General features: G+C 70.1%; 18 protein-coding genes. 14 read left to right on the top strand and 4 right to left on the bottom strand.

Features of this window, described 5'->3' with window-relative positions:
• Positions 1 to 3 precede the first annotated feature (3 nt).
• From WFJ01_RS05300 to WFJ01_RS05270, 7 genes are read left to right on the top strand one after another with little or no spacing between them, the layout of a single operon-like run.
• The gene (locus WFJ01_RS05300; RefSeq protein WP_336628406.1) at positions 4 to 732 is read left to right on the top strand and encodes a 16S rRNA (uracil(1498)-N(3))-methyltransferase; all 729 of its coding nucleotides are present in this window, start codon (positions 4 to 6) and stop codon (positions 730 to 732) included.
• Between the two features lie 39 nt (positions 733 to 771).
• Positions 772 to 1119 carry an HIT domain-containing protein gene (locus tag WFJ01_RS05295; RefSeq protein ID WP_251441107.1) on the top strand — a complete coding sequence of 116 codons (348 nt, stop codon included), beginning with the start codon at positions 772 to 774 and terminating at the stop codon, positions 1117 to 1119.
• A gap of 52 nt (positions 1120 to 1171) precedes the next feature.
• Positions 1172 to 2197 carry a PhoH family protein gene (locus WFJ01_RS05290; protein ID WP_251442375.1) on the top strand — a complete coding sequence of 342 codons (1026 nt, stop codon included), beginning with the start codon at positions 1172 to 1174 and terminating at the stop codon, positions 2195 to 2197.
• The gene (gene ybeY, locus WFJ01_RS05285) at positions 2194 to 2658 is read left to right on the top strand and encodes an rRNA maturation RNase YbeY (protein ID WP_251441092.1); all 465 of its coding nucleotides are present in this window, start codon (positions 2194 to 2196) and stop codon (positions 2656 to 2658) included. Before WFJ01_RS05290 ends, ybeY begins: the two co-directional genes overlap by 4 nt.
• Entirely contained in the window at positions 2655 to 3971 is a 1317-nt protein-coding gene (locus tag WFJ01_RS05280; protein ID WP_295032940.1) for a hemolysin family protein, read from the top strand. Before ybeY ends, WFJ01_RS05280 begins: the two co-directional genes overlap by 4 nt.
• Positions 3961 to 4881 carry a GTPase Era gene (gene era, locus WFJ01_RS05275; RefSeq protein WP_336628405.1) on the top strand — a complete coding sequence of 307 codons (921 nt, stop codon included), beginning with the start codon at positions 3961 to 3963 and terminating at the stop codon, positions 4879 to 4881. The genes WFJ01_RS05280 and era overlap by 11 nt, the downstream gene beginning before the upstream one ends.
• Position 4882: 1 nt before the next feature.
• Positions 4883 to 5824 (top strand): NADP-dependent oxidoreductase, encoded by a 942-nt coding sequence (locus WFJ01_RS05270; protein WP_336628404.1) that lies wholly within the window; start codon positions 4883 to 4885, stop codon positions 5822 to 5824.
• 7 nt (positions 5825 to 5831) lie between these two features.
• Here WFJ01_RS05270 and WFJ01_RS05265 read toward each other — a convergent pair whose 3' ends face one another.
• Positions 5832 to 7622 carry a DUF2207 family protein gene (locus WFJ01_RS05265; protein WP_336628403.1) on the bottom strand — a complete coding sequence of 597 codons (1791 nt, stop codon included), beginning with the start codon at positions 7620 to 7622 and terminating at the stop codon, positions 5832 to 5834.
• A gap of 86 nt (positions 7623 to 7708) precedes the next feature.
• Entirely contained in the window at positions 7709 to 9130 is a 1422-nt protein-coding gene (gene thrC / locus WFJ01_RS05260; RefSeq protein WP_336628402.1) for a threonine synthase, read from the bottom strand.
• A gap of 271 nt (positions 9131 to 9401) precedes the next feature.
• Here thrC and leuA point away from each other — a divergent pair, with 271 nt between their 5' ends.
• On the top strand, positions 9402 to 11165 hold the full coding sequence (gene leuA / locus WFJ01_RS05255; RefSeq protein ID WP_336628401.1) for a 2-isopropylmalate synthase: 1764 nt from the start codon (positions 9402 to 9404) through the stop codon (positions 11163 to 11165).
• 170 nt (positions 11166 to 11335) lie between these two features.
• Here leuA and WFJ01_RS05250 read toward each other — a convergent pair whose 3' ends face one another.
• On the bottom strand, positions 11336 to 12022 hold the full coding sequence (locus tag WFJ01_RS05250) for a trimeric intracellular cation channel family protein (protein WP_251440977.1): 687 nt from the start codon (positions 12020 to 12022) through the stop codon (positions 11336 to 11338).
• Between the two features lie 35 nt (positions 12023 to 12057).
• On the opposite strand from WFJ01_RS05250, the gene recO reads away from it, so the two are divergent.
• Both recO and WFJ01_RS05240 read left to right on the top strand, forming a co-directional pair.
• On the top strand, positions 12058 to 12786 hold the full coding sequence (gene recO, locus WFJ01_RS05245) for a DNA repair protein RecO (protein ID WP_251440963.1): 729 nt from the start codon (positions 12058 to 12060) through the stop codon (positions 12784 to 12786).
• A complete protein-coding gene (locus tag WFJ01_RS05240) occupies positions 12783 to 13592 on the top strand; it encodes an isoprenyl transferase (protein ID WP_251440962.1) in 810 nt (269 codons plus the stop codon). The genes recO and WFJ01_RS05240 overlap by 4 nt, the downstream gene beginning before the upstream one ends.
• Before the next feature lie 33 nt (positions 13593 to 13625).
• On the opposite strand, the gene WFJ01_RS05235 is transcribed toward WFJ01_RS05240, so the two are convergent.
• Positions 13626 to 15089 (bottom strand): HNH endonuclease signature motif containing protein, encoded by a 1464-nt coding sequence (locus WFJ01_RS05235; RefSeq protein WP_336628400.1) that lies wholly within the window; start codon positions 15087 to 15089, stop codon positions 13626 to 13628.
• 290 nt (positions 15090 to 15379) lie between these two features.
• On the opposite strand from WFJ01_RS05235, the gene WFJ01_RS05230 reads away from it, so the two are divergent.
• From WFJ01_RS05230 to murA, 4 genes are all read left to right on the top strand, one after another.
• Positions 15380 to 16381, top strand: a complete 1002-nt coding sequence (locus tag WFJ01_RS05230) for a TerC/Alx family metal homeostasis membrane protein (protein WP_251440944.1) — start codon at positions 15380 to 15382, stop codon at positions 16379 to 16381.
• 176 nt (positions 16382 to 16557) lie between these two features.
• Entirely contained in the window at positions 16558 to 17997 is a 1440-nt protein-coding gene (leuC, locus tag WFJ01_RS05225; protein ID WP_251440921.1) for a 3-isopropylmalate dehydratase large subunit, read from the top strand.
• A 2-nt stretch (positions 17998 to 17999) separates the two neighbouring features.
• On the top strand, positions 18000 to 18596 hold the full coding sequence (gene leuD / locus WFJ01_RS05220; RefSeq protein WP_251440919.1) for a 3-isopropylmalate dehydratase small subunit: 597 nt from the start codon (positions 18000 to 18002) through the stop codon (positions 18594 to 18596).
• Between the two features lie 75 nt (positions 18597 to 18671).
• Positions 18672 to 20030 (top strand): UDP-N-acetylglucosamine 1-carboxyvinyltransferase, encoded by a 1359-nt coding sequence (murA, locus tag WFJ01_RS05215; RefSeq protein ID WP_251440916.1) that lies wholly within the window; start codon positions 18672 to 18674, stop codon positions 20028 to 20030.

The following is a 20030-nucleotide window of genomic DNA, read 5'->3' as shown; positions in this document are numbered from 1 at the left end:
GACATGGCGCTGCACTTCGTCACGCCCGAGGCGACCTCGGCCCGACCGGGGACCACGATCGCCCTCACTGGCGCCGAGGCCAAGCACGCCGCGGTGGTGCGCCGGGTGCGCGTCGGCGAGCCGATCACCCTCGGTGACGGCGCCGGCGTCTGGCTGGACGCCGAGGTCGTCGCGGCCGCGCCGTCGCTCGTCGAGGTGCGGGTTCTGGCCCGGCGCGAGGATCCGCTGCCGACGCCGCGGATCCTGCTCGCGCAGGCGCTCGCGAAGGGCGATCGCGACGAGCTCGCCGTCCAGGCGGCCTGTGAGCTCGGCGTCGACGGGATCGTGCCCTGGCAGGCCACGCGCAGCGTGTCGCGCTGGGAGGGCGCGAAGGCGGCCAAGGGCCGCGAGCGCTGGGCGAGCATCGTCCGCGAGGCCGCGAAGCAGGCGCACCGCTCCTGGATCCCCGAGGTCGTCGCCGTCGAGTCCACGGCGGATCTCGTGCGTCGCGCCGGGGGCCAGCGGGTGCTGATCCTGGATCCCTCCGCCTCGGAGCGGCTGTCCCGCGTCGTGCCGGACGAGCGCGACATCGTGCTCGTCGTCGGGCCGGAGGGCGGCGTCGCGCCGGAGGAGATCGAGCGCCTCGTCGCCGCGGGCGCCGAGCGGGTGCTGCTCGGCGACACGGTGCTGCGCACGTCGACGGCCGGCCCGGCCGCGCTCGCGGTGCTGAACGTGGCCCGCGGACGCTGGTAGGTCCGCCGACCCGCGGCACCGCGCCGATAGACTGATGGCATGAGCGAACCCTCGATCTTCACGCGCATCCTGAACGGGGAGATCCCCGGCGAGATCCTGCTCGAGACCGATGACGTCTTCGCGATCCGCGACATCAACCCGCAGGCGCCGCTGCACGTGCTCGTGATCCCCAAGTCCGAGCAGTATCGCGACGTCACCGAGCTCGCCGCGGGGGATCCCGCCCTGCTGGCGAAGATCGTCGCCGCGGCCAAGCAGATCGCGGTCGATCACGCCAACGGCGAGTACCGCCTCATCTTCAACAACGGCGCGAGCGTCGCGCAGTCCGTCTTCCACGTGCACGCCCATGTGCTCGGCGATCTCGAGGAGAACAAGCTCGTTGGCTTCTGACGAAACGGCTGAATCCGTCATCTCGGCGCGGATCGAGGTGGACGGCGTCGCGATGGTGCAGCTGCTCGGCCCGCAGGACCGGCTGCTGCGCATGCTCGAGAAGGAGCACCCCGCCGTCGACGTGCTGGTCCGGGGCAACGAGGTCACCCTCACCGGGGATCCCGGCGCGGTCGGCGCGGCGCGGAAGCTCGTCGACGAGCTCATCGAGCTCACGCGGTCCGGCCATGCGCTCGCCCCGAGTGATGTGGCGCAGTCGGCGCGCATGCTGGAGCGCGAGGGCGTGCGACCCAGCGAGGTGCTCGGCGAGGCGATCCTCTCGACCCGAGGACGCGTGATCCGTCCGAAGACCCTCGGTCAGAAGGAGTACGTCGACGCGATCGACGAGAACACGATCGTGTTCGGCATCGGCCCCGCGGGCACCGGAAAGACCTATCTCGCGATGGCGAAGGCCGTCCAGGCGCTGCAGCGCAAGGAGGTCGAGCGGATCATCCTCACCCGCCCGGCGGTCGAGGCGGGGGAGCGGCTGGGGTTCCTCCCCGGCACCCTCACCGACAAGATCGATCCGTATCTGCGCCCGCTCTACGACGCGCTGAACGAGATGATGGATCCGGAGATCGTGCCCCGCCTGATGGCGAGCGGAACGATCGAGGTCGCGCCGCTGGCGTACATGCGCGGACGCACGCTCAACGACTCCTTCGTCGTGCTCGACGAGGCGCAGAACACGACGCCCGAGCAGATGAAGATGTTCCTCACCCGCCTCGGGTTCGGCACGCGCATGGTCGTCACCGGGGACATCACCCAGATCGACCTGCCCACCGCCGCATCCGGTCTCCGGGTCGTGACCCGCGTGCTGAAGGACATCGACGACATCCACTTCTCCCGGCTCACCAGCGACGACGTCGTCCGGCATTCCCTGGTCGGCCGCATCGTCGACGCCTACACCGAGTACGACGAGCAGCGCACCGCCGTGCGCGCCGAGCGGGAGCAGGCCGCCGAGTTCGCCAACCGGGCGGAGCGCAGAGCGGGGCAGCAGCGCCCCGGCCCCCGAGACCGCATGCCGAAACGAGGCCTGAAATGATCGAGATCAACAACGAGTCGGCCATCGCGATCGACGAGACGGTGCTGTTGCGCCTCACCGAGCGCAACCTGGCCGAGCTGAACGTCAGCGCGGACGCGGACGTCGCGATCGTGCTCGTGGACGAGGGCGCCATGGAGGCGCTGCACGTGCAGTGGATGGACGAGCCGGGTCCCACGGACGTGCTGAGCTTCCCGATGGACGAGCTGCGCCCCGGCACGATCGACCGCCCGACGCCGCCCGGGCTGCTCGGCGACATCGTGCTGTGCCCCCAGGTGGCGGAGACCCAGGCCGCCACCGCGAAGCACACCCTCATGGATGAGCTCATCCTGCTCACCACGCACGGTCTGCTGCATCTCCTCGGGTTCGACCACGCCGAGCCCGAGGACGAGAAGGAGATGTTCGGCCTGCAGCGCGAGCTCATCGCCGGCTTCGCGGCCGACGAGCGCTCCCACGGTCGATGACTCCATTCCTGCTGCTCGCGGGTGCGATCCTGCTGGTCGCCTTCGGCGGGCTGATGGCGGCGATCGACGCGGCGCTCTCGGTGACCTCCCGTGCCGATCTCGTAGAGATGGGCGCGGAGGGGCGCAACGCGTCGGCCCTCGCCCGGATCGCCGCGGATCCCGAGCCGCACGCGAACGCCGTCGCGTTCATGCGCGTGTTCGTCGAGACGGCGGCCGCCGTGCTCGTCACGGTCGCTCTCGTGCTGCTCTTCGACGACCAGATCTGGTGGGCGATGCTCGCCGCAGCGGTCATCATGACGGGCATCACGTTCGTGCTCGTCGGCGCCAGCCCGCGCTCCTTCGGCCGGCAGCACGCCGACGCGATGCTGCGGGCGTGCGCGCCGACGATCCGCGCGGTTCGGGTGATCCTCGGTCCCATCGCGCAGGGCCTCGCGGTCTTCGGCAGCCGCGTGACGCCGGGCGCGGGTCGCAGCACCTTCGCCAGCGAGACGCAGCTGCTCAGCATGGTCGATGAGGCCGCCTCGCACGATCTCATCGAGGCCGACGACCGGGAGCTCATCCACTCCGTGTTCGACTTCACGGACCAGTTCGTGCGTGCGGTCATGGTGCCGCGCACCGACATGGTCACCGTCGATGCCGCGGCGACGACGTCCGAGGCGATGGATCTCTTCCTCCGCCGCGGCGTCTCGAGGATCCCGGTGGTCGACGACGACGCCGACGATGTGGTGGGCGTGCTCTACCTCAAGGACCTGGTGCAGTTCGCCTACCGCGACGACCTCAGCTGGCGGGCGGCGTCCGTGCGGCAGATCGCACGCCCCGCCGTCTTCGTCCCCGAGTCGATGCGGGCCGAGACCCTGCTCCAGCAGATGAAGCGCGATGCCGTGCACGTGTGCATCGTCATCGACGAGCACGGCGGCATCGCCGGCCTCGTGACGCTCGAAGACCTCATCGAGGAGCTCGTCGGCGAGATCTCGGACGAGTACGACCGTCCCGGCAGCGAGGTCGTCGAGCTCGAGCCGGGTCGCTACCGCGTGAGCGGCCGCATGGACCTCGAGGACGTCGGGGAGCTGTTCGGCGTCGAGCTCGAGGACGACGACGTCGACTCCATCGGCGGGCTCCTCGGCAAGGAGCTCGGCCGAATCCCCACTCCCGGCGCGACGGCCGTCGTGCGCGGGCTCCTCCTCACCGGCGGCGCCTCGCGCGGACGCGGGCGCGGCATCGAGTACGTCTTCGTCGAGCGGGCCGAGGAGCCGCTCGCGGAGGATCAGCACGGATCCGACCGGTCCAGCAAGGAGAACCACGATGAGCGATGAGCGCGAAGCGAAGGACGAGACGGGGCACCGCAGCGGCTTCGTGACGTTCGTCGGCCGCCCGAACGTGGGCAAGTCGACGCTCACCAACGCCCTCGTCGGCGAGAAGATCGCGATCACGAGCGAGAAGCCGCAGACCACCCGGCGCGCGATCCGCGGCATCGTGAACCGCCCCGACGGGCAGCTCGTGATCGTCGACACCCCCGGGATCCACCGCCCGAGGACGCTCCTCGGCGAGCGGCTGAACGACCTCGTCGAGCAGGTGCTCGGCGACGTCGACGTGATCGGCTTCTGCGTGCCGGCGACCGAGAAGGTCGGTCCGGGCGACCGCCGCATCGCGGCCTCGCTGGACGGCTACCCGCGGGCGAAGAAGGTCGCGATCGTGACCAAGGTCGACGTCGCCGACCGCGACGAGATCACCGAGCGCCTCATGGAGGTGGACTCCCTGCGCGAGGACTGGGCGGCGGTGATCCCGCTCTCGGCGCTGACGCGGGTGCAGCTGGACGTGCTCGCGGACGAGGTGCTGTCCCTGATGCCCGAGGGGCCGTCGCTGTACGGGGACGACGTCGTCACCGACGAGTCGACGGAGGACCGCATCGCCGAGATGATCCGAGAGGCCGCGCTCGAGGGCGTCCGGGACGAGCTGCCGCACTCGATCGCGGTCGTCGTGGACGACATCTCGCCCCGGGAGGACTCGGACCTGACCGACGTCCACGCCTCGATCGTGGTCGAGCGCGACAGCCAGAAGGCGATCATCATCGGACGCAAGGGCACCCGGCTCCGCGAGGTGGGCGCCACCGCCCGCGCGGGAATCGAGGAGCTGCTCGGCACCCGGGTGTTCCTCGGGCTGCACGTGAAGGTCGCCAAGGAGTGGCAGCGGGATCCGAAGCAGCTCGGCCGGCTGGGCTTCTGACATGGACTCCGCGGCGCGGCAGTGGATCGCCCCGGCCTGGGGTCCGCCGGAGCAGTGGCGTCTCGTCGACGCGACGGTGCCGGAACCGGGTCCGGGGGAGGTCACGGTGCGCGTGCGGGCCGCGGGGATGAACCCGGCGGACCGCAAGCACGTCGCGGCCCCTCGCGCGGGTGTCGCCCTCCCCGTGCCGATCGGCTACGAGATCTCGGGCGAGATCACCGCGATCGGTCCCGGCACGACGATCGGATCCGGCGAGGCACGGCTCGGCGACGAGGTGATCGCGTTCCGCGTGCAGGGCGGCTATGCGACCTCGCTCACGTTCCCTGCCGAGAAGGCGTTCCGCAAACCGGCCCCTCTGTCGCACGCGGAGGCGGCGAATCTGCTGCTCGCCGGTACGACGGCCGCCGAGATGCTCGAGCGCGTGCAGGCCCGCGCGGGGGAGACGATCCTCCTGCACGGCGCGTCGGGTGCGGTCGGCGTCATGGTGCTGCAGCTCGCCGCGCTGCGCGGCATCCGGGTGATCGGCACCGCGAGCGCGGCGGGCGCCGAGCGCGTGCGCCGTTTCGCCGGGATCCCCGTGGCGTACGGAGAGGGACTCCTCGGCCGGGTGCGGGCGCTCGATCTCCCGGTGCACGCGGCTCTCGATGCGGTCGGCACCGACGAGGCGGTGGACGTGTCCCTCGCGCTCGTCGCGGACCGCGCCCGGATCGTCACGATCGCGGCCCCCGCGCGCGCCGCCGAGCACGGCTTCCTCAGCATCGCCGGCTCGCAGCCGGCGAGCGCCGCGTTCCGGGACGGGATCCGCGGCGAACTCGTCCGGCTCGCTGACGAAGGGCTCCTCGTGGTTCCGCTCGCGCGGACCTATCCGCTCGCGGACGCCGTCGAGGCGACCCGGTTCCTCGCCGAGGAGCATCCGGGCGGCAAGCTCGCGCTGATCCCCTAGGCGCCCGTCACCATCCGCCGGACGATCCGCCTCCGCCGCCCCCTCCCGACGAACCGCCGCCGAAGGATCCGCTCGACGATGACGACGAAGAGCTGGGCGTCGGGGTGGCGCTGAGCGAGCTGTTCATGCCGGACAGCGAGCCGGCGAAGCTGCTTCCGGAATAGCCGGGGTACCAGCCGGGCACGGTGCCGTCGCGCTCGTACTGCACGGTCAGCACCTCGCCCCATTCGCGTTCCAGGCCGAAGAGCATCGCGTACGGCAGAAGCCGCTCGTACAGCACCACGACATCCACGCTGCCGTCCGCGCGGCGTTCGGCGCCGCGATACGACTGCAGCATCCGGATCCGGTCCGCCTCGGCGAGCCGGATGTACTCGCGCACGCCGAGCAGGTACTCGCGGGTCTCGGCGCCCTGCGGGGTGAGCACGGCGCGCCGCGGAAGCGAGACGATGAGCGACACGACCGCGACGACCGTCGCCACGATGGCGACGACGAAAGTGGCGATCGCGGCCGGGCGGCCGACCGCCAGACCCGGCACGGCGAGGGCGACGGCGGTGAGGCCCGCGACGATTCCGAGGGCGCTCAGTCCGATCGCGAGCGCCGCCCGGCGCCGCACGAGCAGTCCGCGGTCGAACGCGGCGGCGCGGGCGGAAGCATCCAGGGCCTCCAGGCGCCCGACGAGGGCGTCGTCCGGCACCGCGAGGGCGAGGGTCGTGCCGACCGGCTGCGAGGGGAACAGCGCCTGCAGCGCTGCTGCGTCGAGCGGATCCGGGGCGATCGTCGGATCCCTCAGCTCCAGCACCGGCTTGCTCTCCCCGTCGGCGATGCGCAGGGCCTTGTGCACGGCGAGGTGCACCATCTCCGCGGCGTTCGCGACGGACCGGCGTCCCTCGATCTCGGCGGCGAGCAGCGGCGGCAGCGTCGCCGGCACGTCGTACTGGGCGACCACGATCCCGCGTCCGCCTCGGCGTCCCCTTCGCCGCAGCAGGGCGATCCCCAGGATCGGGCCGCCGATCGCGAGCATCACTCCGGCTCCGGCGATCGGATACGGCACGACGTCGGTCATCGGGTCGGGCTGGCGGGCCGGCGCGGGGGCGAAGGTGCCGGCGCGCATCGGGAACGCCACCGTCACGCCGCTCGCTGCGGGGAGGTCCTCGGCGGAGACGGAGTAGGCGCCGTCAGCGCCGGCGGACAGCGTGCACGGCGTGGTGGATCCGATCGCCCCGATGTAGCAGGACGGCGCCGCGATGCTCGCCGACGCCAGCTCCGGCGCGATGCCGAGGGTGGCGGAGAAGCGGGCGATCGGCTGCTGCGAGCTCAACGGCAGCAGATTCCAGTACCACTCGTCGATCCGGCGGTCCGTCGGACGGTGCACGACGTCGCGCATCGTGTAGCGGATCACGTAGGTGGTGGGACCGTGCTGGAAGGTGTCGGGATCGCCGATCCGGATCTGGCGTTCGCCGTTCTCCGTGTCGCCGTCGTCGTACGGCAGCGCACGACCGGAGCCGTCGGTGATCGAGACGATGTGCAAGCCGAGCGGTGCGCCGTCGTACCAGGTCGGCAGGCCGCGGATGATGCCGTGGTTCTGATCGAACTCCGGGAAGTCCGCCACCAGGGTCTCGGTCACCGCGAGGGTCGCCCGGCCGGAGGGGTCTCGACCGAGGTCGTACCGGGCGTCCCAGGAGGCGTAGGAGAAGTCGTTCGCGTCGGCGTGCGCGGCCGGGACCGCGAGCAGAGGGGCCAGCATGAGCGCGAAGGCGCCGAGCAGGGCGAGCAGGCGGGCGCGCGATCGAGCCGTCATGCGAGCCAGACTATCCGCCGCGCCCGCCGCCGCGGGATCCCGTCGGCCCGAGAGTCGCTCCCGGTTCCGGACCGCCCCGGCGAGGATCAGTGCAGAGCGCTCGTCTCGATGATCTCGCGGAGCACGGCCTCGTCGTTCGGGATCTCGGTGACGCGCTGCGGGGCGGCGAGCAGAGCCTGCAGCTCTGCGGAGAGCGGCAGCTCGATCCCGAGCGCCTCGGTGATCGTCTCCCCGAACTTCTCGGGCTTCGCGGTCTCCAGAACGAGCATGGGCACGCCGTCCTCGACGAACTCCCGCGCGACCTTCACGCCGTCCGCGGTGTGCGGATCGATGATCGTGCCGGTCTCCTCGTGTACGGCGCGGATCGTGGCGAGCCGGTCGGCATGCGTGCTGGTGCCGCTGACGATCCCGAACTCGTCGGCGAAGCGGTCGAGATCCGCGGTGAAGTCGAAGCTGCCGCTCGATGCGAGATCGCTCCACGCCGCGCGGACGCGCTCCGCATCCCGGCCGACGAGGTCGTAGATGAAGCGCTCCAGATTCGACGCCTTGGAGATGTCCATCGACGGGCTGGATGTCGCGAGCGTCTGCGCCGCGCTGCGCGGACGGTAGACCCCGGTGCGGAAGAACTCGTCCAGCACGTTGTTCTCGTTCGCGGCGAGCACGAGCCGGCGGATCGGCAGGCCCATCCCGCGGGCGAAGAAGCCGGAGAGGATGTTCCCGAAGTTCCCGGACGGCACGGCGAACGACACCTCGAAGCCGGCCCGCTCGGACGGTGCGACGGCGTCGGTGGCCCGCAGCCAGGCCCAGAAGTAGTAGACGACCTGGGCGGTGATCCGGGCGAGGTTGATGGAGTTCACGGCGCCGAGGTGCTGCGCGTTCTTGAAGTCGAGATCGCCGGCGAGGTCCTTGACGAGGTTCTGGCAGTCGTCGAAGACGCCGTCGACCGCGATGTTGTGCACGTTCGCGTCCTGCAGCGAGTACATCTGGGCACGCTGGAACGCGCTCATCCGTCCCTGCGGCGAGAGCATGAACACACTGATCCGGTCCTTGCCGCGCAGCGCGTGCTCGGCCGCGGAACCGGTGTCGCCCGAGGTCGCGCCGACGATGTTCAGCACGCCGCCGGTGCGCTCCAGCGCGTACTCGAGCGCCTGCCCGAGGAACTGCATCGCCATGTCCTTGAACGCGAGTGTGGGCCCCTCGGAAAGACCCACGAGGGAGATCCCGTCCGCGATCGGGGTGAGCGGGACCGGAGCCGCGAAGACCTCGGGGGAGTAGGCGGCGGCGCACAGCGCGGCGAGGTCGTCGCGGGGGATGTCGGTGGCGAAGAGCCCCAGCACCTCGGTGGCGAGCTCCGCATAGCCGAGCCCGCGCCAGGACTCCAGCGTCGCGGCGTCCACCACCGGAAGACGCTCCGGCACGAGCAGGCCGCCGTCGATGGCGAGGCCCTCCAGGAGCGCCTCGCTGTAGGTCTTCGGCTCCCCGCCGCCGCGGGTGGAGATGTACTGCACGGCTGCTCCTCGATAAAAGTCGGGCGTCTCGGATCCGTCCGCACGCGCGCGGATCCGCGTCCATCGATTGTCGCAGGTTCCTCGGTCCTTCTCTCCCCGCGTGACGCCTCGGGAGGGGCACCCGATAGGCCGTGCTAGCATGGCCGCATGCGCGCAGGCGGTCTGCTCCTTCTTAGCTGCCGCGACGAGTCCCGTATCTGAGGGCCCCACTCGTCGCGGTGTTCGTGTTGGCCCGCCCCCACACTTGAAGCGACGAGAAGAGCACACCCTCATGAAGAACAATCAGCGCCCCACCGCCATGCCGGTCCACAAGTACCGGCCGTTCCACGAGCAGATCCGCGTCGACCTGCCCGACCGCACCTGGCCGTCGGCCCGCATCACCGAGGCGCCGCGCTGGTGCGCGGTCGACCTGCGCGACGGCAACCAGGCCCTCATCGACCCGATGTCGCCCGAGCGCAAGCGCGTGATGTTCGAGCTGCTCGTCAGCATGGGCTACAAGGAGATCGAGGTCGGCTTCCCGTCGGCGAGCCAGACCGATTTCGACTTCGTGCGCCAGCTCATCGACGAGAACCTGATCCCCGACGACGTCACGATCCAGGTCCTGACGCAGTGCCGCGAGCACCTGATCGAGCGCACCTACGAGGCGATCGCCGGCGCGAAGCAGGCCATCGTGCACTTCTACAACTCCACGAGCGTGCTGCAGCGCGAGGTCGTGTTCCGCTCGGATCGGGAGGGCGTCAAGCAGATCGCCCTCGAGGGCGCCCGGCTGTGCCGCGAGTTCGAGAAGCGCATCCCCGACACCGAGGTGTACTACGAGTACTCGCCGGAGAGCTACACCGGCACCGAGCTGGAGTACGCGGTCGAGGTGTGCAACGAGGTGCTGGAGATCCTGGAACCCACCCCGGGACGCAAGGTCATCATCAACCTGCCCGCGACCGTCGAGATGGCGACGCCGAACGTCTACGCCGACTCGATCGAATGGATGAGCCGGCACCTGAACCACCGCGAGAACGTGATCCTCTCGCTGCACCCGCACAACGACCGCGGCACTGCGATCGCCGCCGCCGAGCTGGGCTACATGGCCGGCGCCGACCGCATCGAGGGATGCCTGTTCGGCAACGGCGAGCGCACCGGCAACGTCGATCTGGTCGCGCTGGGCATCAACATGTTCACGCAGGGCATCGATCCCCAGATCGACTTCAGCGACATCGACCAGGTCAAGCGCACGGTCGAGTACTGCAACCAGCTGCCCGTGCCCGAGCGCAGCCCCTGGGCCGGCGACCTCGTCTTCACGGCGTTCAGCGGCTCGCACCAGGACGCGATCAAGAAGGGCTTCGAGGCGATGGCCGCGCAGGCCGAGGCGCAGGGCGTCACGGTCGACGACATCGAGTGGGGCGTGCCCTACCTGCCGGTGGACCCCAAGGATCTGGGCCGCTCCTACGAGGCGGTCATCCGCGTCAACTCGCAGTCCGGCAAGGGCGGTGTCGCGTACCTGCTGAAGACCGACCACGCGCTGGATCTGCCGCGCAAGCTGCAGATCGAGTTCTCCGGTGTCGTGCAGGCGAAGACCGACGCCGAGGGCGGCGAGGTCACGAGCGAGCAGATCTGGGACATCTTCACCGACGAGTACCTGCCCGCGTCCGCCGACGAGGCGAAGTGGGGCCGGTTCGAGCTGCTCGGCACCCGCACGAACAGCGACATGTCCGGCGAGGTCAGCCTGGATGTGGTGCTGCGCGACGACGAGGAGCGCGTGGAGGCACAGGGTCGGGGGAACGGTCCGGTCGCGGCGTTCATCGAGGTGCTGAGTGAGCGCGGCTTCGACATCTCGCTGTACGACTACGTCGAGCACACGCTCTCGACCGGCGGCGACGCGCAGGCTGCGGCCTACGTGGAGCTGCAGGTCGGCGATCAGCGCCTCTGGGGCGTCGGCATCGACGGCGACATCTCCACGGCGTCGCTCAAGGCCATCGTCTCCTGCGTGAACCGCTCCATCCGCGCCCGGGTCGCCGCCGACGCCGACCTCGTCACGGCCTGAGCGGCCCCACCACGCTTCTCCGCACCGTCACCCCGTGTGCGGAGGACACGTCCGCGGCGCCACAGCCCGCGTGACTGCGCCTGCGCCCCGGTCCCGGCAGATCTGCCGGGACCGGGGCGCAGACGTCTGCCCTGGTCTTTCGGGCTGCTCCCGGAGAGTCGCGACGCGGGTCAGGGCTTGATGATCGGGATCATGCCCGTCTCGGCCGCGACACGGCGACGGTAGAGGGCGCGCTGCTCCGGCAGTGACAGATCGAAGACGACGGCGAGGACGCGGATCACGGCGGTCACGACGATCCCGATGACGGCCGCGAGCACGATCCCCATCCCCAGACCGTGCGCGATCACGATGAAGGCGCAGCCCGCGCCTGCGGCGACCGCGTACAGCGAACCCACGTGCATGATCGACACCGGAAGGCCCATGAGCACGTCGCGCAGCACTCCGCCGCCGGCGGCGGCGCACACCCCGATGAAGATCGCCGGGACCTCCGGCAAACCGAACGCGATCGCCTTGCTCGTCCCGAAGGCGCCGAACATGCCGATCACGACAGCGTCGAGCCCGACGACCACGGCGTTGAGCCGCTGGAAGAGCCCGGCCAGCAGCATTCCGACGAGAGCTGCCCCGCCGGCGGTGAGCAGATACCCGTTGCTTTGGAGGGATGCGGGCGGCTGCCCCAGCAGGATGTCGCGGATGAGTCCGCCGCCCATGCCGATCATGATGCCGATGATGGCCACGCCGAGAAGGTCCAGGCGGCGCTCGCCCCGGAAGCCGCTCGCGAACATCGCGCCCTGCACGCCGCCCAGGCCCACGCCCAGCAGATCGGCCCAGAGCGGGATGGTGAAGGTCGGTTCGGTCACAGCTCTATTGTCCCCGGGAGTGGGATGATCGAGGAATGCCCACCTACCGAGACGAAGCGGTGATCCTGCGCACCCACAAGCTCGGTGAGGCGGACCGGATCGTCACGATGCTGTCGCGCGCGCACGGCAAGGTCCGGGCCGTGGCCAAGGGGGTGCGGCGCACCTCGTCGAAGTTCGGCTCGCGCCTCGAGCCGTTCATGGTCGCGGACGTGCAGCTGTACCAGGGGCGCTCGCTCGACATCGTGCAGCAGGCGGAGTCGCTCGGCTCCTACGGCGCCGACATCGCGCTGCACTACGACCGCTACACGGCGGCGAACGCCATGGTCGAGACGGCGGACCGGCTCAACGACGCGGAGGCGACGCCCGAGCAGTATCTGCTGCTCGTCGGGGGCCTGCGCGCCCTCGCCCGGGGCGAGCACGCGAGCCGCAGCATCCTCGATTCGTATCTGCTGCGCGTCATGGCGCTGTCGGGCTGGGCCCCGTCGTTCAGCGACTGCGCCCGGTGCGCGAAGCCCGGCGCGCACACGGTCTTCGTGGCGCAGATGGGGGGCATCGTCTGCGACGAGTGCGCTCCCGTCGGCAGTCCGCGGATCCCGGCTACGGCGATCGAGGTGCTCCGCGCCCTTCTCGCCGGGGACTGGGAGCGCGTGGACGCCGCGTCCGACCGTGAGACCGCGGCCGCGTCCGGCGTCATCGCCGCCTATGCCCAGTGGCATCTCGAGCGGGGGATCCGCTCGCTCTCGCTCGTGGAGGGAAACCGTTGAGCCCCAAGCCGTACACGCACAAGGACGCCGTCCCGTACCGTCCGCTGGACTGGACCGGCGTTCAACCGCCTGCGTTCCCGGCGGTGCCGAACCACGTGGCGATCGTCATGGACGGCAACGGCCGATGGGCGAACCGACGCGGACTCAACCGCATCGAGGGGCACAAGGCGGGGGAGGAAGTGCTGCTCGATGTCGTGGCCGGGGCGATCCAGGCCGGCGTCAAGCACCTGAGCGTGTACGCGTTCTCGACCGAGAACTGGGCGCGCTCCCCGGAGGAGGTGCGCTTCCTCATGGGGTACAACCGCGACGTGCTGCACCGGCGCCGCGATCAGCTCAACGAGTGGGGAGTGCGGATCCGGTGGGCGGGGCGCAAACCGCGCCTGTGGGGATCCGTCATCAAGGAGCTGGAGTACGCGTCGGAGCTGACGCGCGGCAACGACACGCTCACGCTGACCATGTGCATCAACTACGGCGGCCGGGTGGAGCTCGTGGATGCGATGCGCGCGATCGCCGAGGACGTGAAGGCCGGGCGGATGCGCCCGAGTGCGATCACGGAGAAGGCGATCCGCCGGCACCTGTACATCCCCGACATGCCGGACGTCGATCTCTTCCTGCGCAGCTCGGGGGAGCAGCGCACGTCGAACTTCCTGCTCTGGCAGTCGGCGTATGCGGAGATGGTCTTCCTGGACACGCTCTGGCCGGACTTCTCGCGCGAGGAGCTGTGGCGTGCGATCGGGATCTACCTCTCCCGCGACCGTCGCTTCGGCGGCGCGGTCGACACGCCCGACGCGCTCGACGAGGTCTGAGCCGGCCGTCGGATCGCTGGGTGCCGGGGCGCGTCAGGCGGCGGGGTGGAACCGCCTCGGAGGAGGATCCACGTCGCCCCAGGCGTAGCGGACGGGGACCCGCGGTCGGAGCGTGGTGCGTTCACCGCCGCGGTCGTGCAGCACGAAGTCGTCCGTCCCGATACGGGTGATCCGCCATCCGCCGTGGTGCAACCGCATGTGGTGGAAGCGGCAGAGCAGGATCCCGCGGTCGATGTCGGTGCGTCCGTTATCGCGTGCCCACTCGTCGATGTGATGCGCCTCGCAGTATGACGCGGGCCGATCGCAGCCGGTCCACCGGCATCCGCCGTCGCGGATCGCGAGGCCGATGCGCTGCCGGGGCGTGAACAGCCGCGATTCGCGACCGACGTCGAGGGGATTCCCGCACTCGTCTACGGTCACGGGAACGGTGCCGGACTCGCAGATCCGCCGTTCTGCAACGGCCGCCGGCAGCGCCGTCAGTCCGTCCTCGCTGATCGCGATCGGGGCAGAATCGCCGTGCCGGTCGACGGTCTGCACCAGTCGCAGCCCGGCCTGGCGCGTGCCGAAGACGCCTTCCGGTTCGGCGAGCGCGCCGGCGCGGATCAGATCCAGCAGCAGGACGTAGGAGAGCTGCTCGTTCGTGCGGGGGTCGGCGGTGAGGTCCGCCGCTCGTGCGTTCTCGTCGGCGTCGACGAACCGCGGGCCGCCCCGGCGCGGACGCAGTGCAGACGCGAAGACCGCATCGACGAAAGCTCCGCCCTCGTCGTCGAAGACCGCCGAGGCGTGCCGTACGCCCTCATGGTCGAACCAGGTCCGGAACGAGCGGCGCTCGTATCGGGCGTCGAATCGCGCCTGGGTGCCCTCCGGGTCCAGCAGGTCTCGGATCGCTCGCGCCGACGCCCCCAGCTCTTCCACGGTGCGTTGCGGCGCCTCCTCGATGAGCTGCGCGGCGGCCTGCGCCCAGGCGGCCGCGGCGTCCTCCGGCGGATCGCCGAGTCCGCTGCGGATCGCGTCGAACTGGGCGGAGGTCAGCGTTCCCGATCGCAGCCCGGTTCGGAGCGGCTCCCGCCAATCGCCCGAGGACGGTTCTGACGACGGCGGTTCCGACGACCGTGTGGCATCGCCGGTCTCCGCCGGGCTGTCGTCGCGCACCTCGTCTTCGAGGAGCGCCTCTCCGACGCGCACCTGGCGTGCCGCCTCGCTCTTGGTTGTGCCGGCGAGCTCCTGGATCAACGACGCCGCGGAGCGGTGCCCTCGCGACTGCGCCAGCCCTGCGTGCCCCGCCGATCGGCTGGACCGGCGTGCGATCTGCCCGGCGCAGAGCAGCTGGATCTGCTCCGTGAGACGGCCGATCTCGACCGCCTCCTGACATGCCGCGATCGTCTCCGCATCACCGAGTCCCGCGATGACCTCCTGAACGTCGGACGCGCTCGCGCCGGCACGGATCCGCCCCGCAAGGGTCGGGATCAGCGCCGCGATCGCTTCCAACGTCGTCATACCCCGATTCTCCTCGGGGCCACCGACATTCGAATCCTCTGATCAGCGATATTTTCCGAGCTGTGGAGAATTGCGCCGAACGGCCGATTGTGGAGGACGATCCGCGAATCCTGCCGGTGCGGACACGACGCATAGATCGCGTGCGTCCGGTAGACTGATTCCGCGAAGGGGAGTATTCCGACTTCACGCGATCGTCATCACGAGGCCCGCCGGCGGGCCTCCGGGCGCGTGACCGCCGTTCGGCGGGGAAGAGACTTTCGGCCGTTGACCGACCCCCTCGAAAGGCCCCTGTGGACGTTCCCGTCTGGTTCGAAGTCGTCTCGCTCGCCGTCCTGCTGCTGATCCTCATCGGCGATCTGCTCATCGTGCGGTGGCGCCCGCACATCCCCTCGACCAAGGAGTCCACCCTCTGGGTTGTCTTCTACGTCGCGCTCGCGCTCGGTTTCGCCGGTCTCCTGCTCGCGGTGGCCGGAGGACAGCACGCCGGCGAGTTCCTGACCGGGTGGGCGCTCGAGTACAGCCTCTCGATCGACAACCTCTTCGTGTTCGTGCTGATCATGGCCCAGTTCTCGGTGCCGCGGAAGCTGCAGCAGGAAGTGCTGATGGTGGGCATCATCATCGCCCTCGTGCTGCGCGGCATCTTCATCCTCCTGGGCGTGACGATCATCGAGAACTTCGCGCCGGTGTTCTACCTGTTCGGCGCGTTCCTCATCTGGACGGCGATCCGCCAGGCCATGCCGGAGAAGGAGCAGGAGGACGAGACCGCGGCGAAGGAGGGCTTCGCGGTGCGCATGGTCCGCCGGCTCGTCCCCGTCAGCGACGACTTCGACGGCCCCAAGCTGCGGACGGTCGTCGACGGCAAGCGCGTGTGGACGCCCATGATCATCGTGTTCGTCACGATCGGCGTCACGGATCTGATGTTCGCGATCGACTCGATCCCCGCGATCTTCAGCATCACGCAGAACAGCTTCCTGGTGTTCACCGCCAACATCTTCGCGCTGATGGGTCTGCGCCAGCTCTACTTCCTCCTCGGCGACCTGCTCGACCGCCTGCGCTACCTGCACTACGGCATCGCCGTGATCCTCGGATTCATCGGTGTGAAGCTCGTGCTCCACGCGATGCACGAGAACAGCGTCCCGTTCATCAACGGCGGCAAGCCGATCGAATGGGCGCCCGACGTGCCGATCTGGCTGTCGTTGACGGTGATCGTCGTCGCGATGCTCGGCGCGACCGGGGCGAGCCTGATCGCCTCGGGACGCGAGAAGCGCCGGGAGCGCGCCCTCGCCGAGTGACCGCACGCCTCCAGCGCCGGTCAGGGTGGGTGGGAAACACCCACCCTGACCGGGGGTAAGCTCGTGGCCATGCAGGCGGTGCTTCTCCTTAGCAGCCGCGGCGAGACCTCGATCTAGGCCTCTCTCGCCGCGGAGTCTCGCGTGGGCCGCACCTTGACCCTCTGGAGAAGCAACGCATGAATGACGCAGCCCCCCGCCCCCGGACCCTGGCCGAGAAGGTCTGGGACGACCACCTCGTCGTGAAGGGCGAGAACGGCGAGCCCGATCTCATCTACATCGACCTGCACCTCGTGCACGAGGTCACCAGCCCCCAGGCCTTCGACGGCCTGCGCACCGAGGGGCGTCCGCTGCGCCGCCTCGATCTGACCATCGCCACCGAGGACCACAACACTCCGACGCTGGCGATCGACAAGCCGATCGCCGACCTCACCAGCCGCACCCAGATCGAGACGCTGCGTCGCAACGCCGAGGAGTTCGGCGTGCGCCTGCACTCGCTGGGTGACGCCGAGCAGGGCATCGTGCACGTCGTCGGACCGCAGCTCGGTCTCACCATGCCCGGCATCACCGTGGTCTGCGGGGACTCGCACACGTCCACGCACGGTGCGTTCGGCGCGATGGCCTTCGGCATCGGCACGAGCGAGGTCGAGCACGTCATGGCCACGCAGACGCTGCCGCTGAAGCCGTTCAAGACCATGGCGATCACCGTCGAGGGGACCCTGCGCCCCGGTGTCACCGCGAAGGACATCATCCTCGCGGTGATCGCGAAGATCGGCACCGGCGGGGGACAGGGCTACGTGCTCGAGTACCGCGGCAGCGCGATCCGCGCCCTCTCCATGGAGGGCCGCATGACGATCTGCAACATGTCGATCGAGGCCGGCGCCCGGGCCGGCATGGTGGCGCCCGACGAGACCACCTTCGCGTACGTGCAGGGGAAGCCCCACGCGCCGCAGGGGCAGGACTGGGACGACGCGGTCGCCTACTGGCGCACCCTGCCCACCGACGAAGGCGCGACGTACGACGCCGAGGTGTTCATCGACGCGGACGCGCTCGAGCCGTTCGTCACCTGGGGGACGAACCCCGGTCAGGGCGTCTCCCTGTCGGCGGACGTGCCGGACCCCGCCGACATCGTCGACCCGAACGAGCGCAGCGCCGCCGAGCGTGCGCTCGAGTACATGGACCTGACTCCGGGCACCCCGCTCAAGGAGGTGAAGGTCGACGCGGTCTTCATGGGATCGTGCACGAACAGCCGGATCGAGGATCTCCGCGCTTTCGCCTCGGTCATCCAGGGCAAGAAGAAAGCCGACGGCGTGCGCGTCATGGTGGTCCCCGGATCCGCCCGCGTGCGCCTCGAGGCCGAGGCCGAGGGACTGGACAAGGTCTTCACCGACTTCGGCGCCGAGTGGCGCTTCGCCGGCTGCTCGATGTGCTTGGGGATGAACCCCGACCAGCTCGCCCCGGGGGAGCGCTGCGCGTCCACCTCGAACCGCAACTTCGAGGGCCGACAGGGCAAGGGCGGACGCACGCACCTGGTGTCGCCGCTGGTCGCGGCCGCGACCGCCGTGCGCGGCACGCTGTCCAGCCCGAGCGACCTCGTCGAGAACGGGCAGGAGGCCTGATCATGGAGAAGTTCACCACCCACACCGGTGTCGCCGCACCGCTGAAGCGCTCCAACGTCGACACGGACCAGATCATCCCCGCGGTGTTCCTGAAGCGCGTCACCAAGACGGGCTTCGACGACGCGCTGTTCCACGCCTGGCGTCAGGATCCCGACTTCGTGCTCAACCAGGAGCCGTTCCGGAACGCGTCCGTGCTCGTCGCCGGACCCGACTTCGGCACCGGATCCAGCCGCGAGCACGCGGTCTGGGCGCTGCGCGACTATGGCTTCGCGGTCGTGCTGAGCCCCCGGTTCGCCGACATCTTCCGGGGGAACTCCGGCAAGCAGGGCCTGCTCGCGGCGACCGTCGAGGAGGCCGACATCGAGCGGATCTGGGCGCTGATCGACGAGGATCCCGGCCGGGAGATCACGGTCGATCTCGAGGCGCGCACCGCCACGATCGGCGACTTCCAGACCTCCATCGGGATCGACGATTACACTAGATGGCGGCTCCTCGAAGGGCTCGATGACATCGGGCTCACGCTGCGCAACGAAGACAAGATCGCGCAGTTCGAGGCCCGCCGCGAGTCGTGGCGGCCACGTACGCTTCCTGTTCTCTGAACCGGACGCGGCCGTGAGCCCAGGGCATCCGCCCGGCGGCTCCGGCCGCGCCCGTTCCACAAGAAGAGGCCCTGAATGACGACACCGCTGCACGAGACCACGCTCGCTTCGAAGCCCTCGGGCGACGTACTGGCAATCCGCGGCGGACGTCCACTGCACGGCCGGGTGGACGTGAAGGGCGCGAAGAACCTCGCGACCAAGGCGATGGTCGCGACCCTCCTCGGCGAGACCGCGAGCACGCTGCGCGACGTCCCCGACCTGAGCGACGTCGCCGTCGTGCGCTCGCTGCTCGAGGTGCACGGCGTGCGCGTCACCGAGGGCGACGAGCCCGGCGCGCTCGTGTTCGACCCGAGCGACGTCGAGTCGGCGCATTTCGAGGAGATCGACGCGCACGCGGGGGCCTCACGGATCCCGATCCTGTTCTGCGGCCCGCTCCTGCACCGTCTCGGCCAGGCCTTCATCCCCGACCTCGGCGGCTGCCGCATCGGCGACCGCCCCATCGACTTCCACCTCGACGCGCTGCGCAAGTTCGGCGCGGTCGTCGAGAAGCTGCCCAGCGGCATCCGCCTCTCCGCGCCGAACGGCCTGAAGGGCGCGAACATCCACCTGCCGTACCCGAGCGTGGGCGCGACCGAGCAGGTGCTGCTCACCGCGGTGCGCGCCCAGGGCCAGACCGAGCTGCGCAACGCGGCGATCGAGCCCGAGATCATGGATCTCATCGCGGTGCTGCAGAAGATGGGCGCGATCATCTCCTACGAGCCGAACCGGGTCATCCTCATCGAGGGCGTCGAGACGCTCCGCGGCTACGACCACCGGTCGATCTTCGACCGCAACGAGGCGGCCTCCTGGGCCTGCGCCGCGCTGGCCACCGACGGCGAGATCTTCGTCGGAGGCGCCAAGCAGCAGGAGATGCTGACCTTCCTCAACGTCTTCCGCAAGGCGGGCGGCTGGTTCGACGTGCGCGAGGACGGGATCCTGTTCCGCCGCGACGGCGAGCTGAAGCCGGTCATCGTCGAGACCGACGTCCACCCCGGCTTCATGACCGACTGGCAGCAGCCGCTCGTGGTCGCCCTCACGCAGGCACCGGGTCGCTCGGTCGTGCACGAGACCGTGTACGAGAACCGGATGGGCTTCACAGCCGCGCTGGTGAAGATGGGCGCCGACATCGTCGTGCACCCGCACGGTCTGCAGGACGGCCCTCGCCGCGTGGCCCGCCGCGACCTCGAGCAGGCCGCCGTCATCACCGGCCCGACCCCGCTGCACGGCGCCGACATCGTCGTTCCCGACCTGCGCGGCGGCTACAGCCACGTCATCGCGGCGCTCACGGCCACCGGCGAGTCCAAGGTCTCGGGTGTCGACATCCTCAGCCGCGGCTACGAGAAGTTCCTCGACAAGCTCACCGCGCTGGGTGCCGACTTCGACGTGATCGGCTGA

The sequence above is a fragment of the Microbacterium sp. MMO-35 genome (assembly GCF_037147555.1).
In the GTDB taxonomy this organism is placed as follows: Bacteria; Actinomycetota; Actinomycetes; order Actinomycetales; family Microbacteriaceae; genus Microbacterium.
This window is presented reverse-complemented; position numbering and strand designations above follow the sequence as displayed.

Excerpts from the sequence above, each read along its gene's own strand:
- WFJ01_RS05290 (WP_251442375.1), top strand. The coding sequence starts at position 1,172 with ATGGTGCAGCTGCTCGGCCCGCAGGACCGGCTGCTGCGCATGCTCGAG.
- WFJ01_RS05265 (WP_336628403.1), bottom strand. The coding sequence starts at position 7,622 with ATGACGGCTCGATCGCGCGCCCGCCTGCTCGCCCTGCTCGGCGCCTTC.
- recO (WP_251440963.1), top strand. The coding sequence starts at position 12,058 with ATGCCCACCTACCGAGACGAAGCGGTGATCCTGCGCACCCACAAGCTC.
- era (WP_336628405.1), top strand. The coding sequence starts at position 3,961 with ATGAGCGATGAGCGCGAAGCGAAGGACGAGACGGGGCACCGCAGCGGC.
- WFJ01_RS05295 (WP_251441107.1), top strand. The coding sequence starts at position 772 with ATGAGCGAACCCTCGATCTTCACGCGCATCCTGAACGGGGAGATCCCC.
- WFJ01_RS05235 (WP_336628400.1), bottom strand. The coding sequence starts at position 15,089 with ATGACGACGTTGGAAGCGATCGCGGCGCTGATCCCGACCCTTGCGGGG.
- leuC (WP_251440921.1), top strand. The coding sequence starts at position 16,558 with ATGAATGACGCAGCCCCCCGCCCCCGGACCCTGGCCGAGAAGGTCTGG.
- ybeY (WP_251441092.1), top strand. The coding sequence starts at position 2,194 with ATGATCGAGATCAACAACGAGTCGGCCATCGCGATCGACGAGACGGTG.
- leuD (WP_251440919.1), top strand. The coding sequence starts at position 18,000 with ATGGAGAAGTTCACCACCCACACCGGTGTCGCCGCACCGCTGAAGCGC.
- WFJ01_RS05300 (WP_336628406.1), top strand. The coding sequence starts at position 4 with ATGGCGCTGCACTTCGTCACGCCCGAGGCGACCTCGGCCCGACCGGGG.
- murA (WP_251440916.1), top strand. The coding sequence starts at position 18,672 with ATGACGACACCGCTGCACGAGACCACGCTCGCTTCGAAGCCCTCGGGC.
- WFJ01_RS05270 (WP_336628404.1), top strand. The coding sequence starts at position 4,883 with ATGGACTCCGCGGCGCGGCAGTGGATCGCCCCGGCCTGGGGTCCGCCG.
- WFJ01_RS05280 (WP_295032940.1), top strand. The coding sequence starts at position 2,655 with ATGACTCCATTCCTGCTGCTCGCGGGTGCGATCCTGCTGGTCGCCTTC.
- leuA (WP_336628401.1), top strand. The coding sequence starts at position 9,402 with ATGAAGAACAATCAGCGCCCCACCGCCATGCCGGTCCACAAGTACCGG.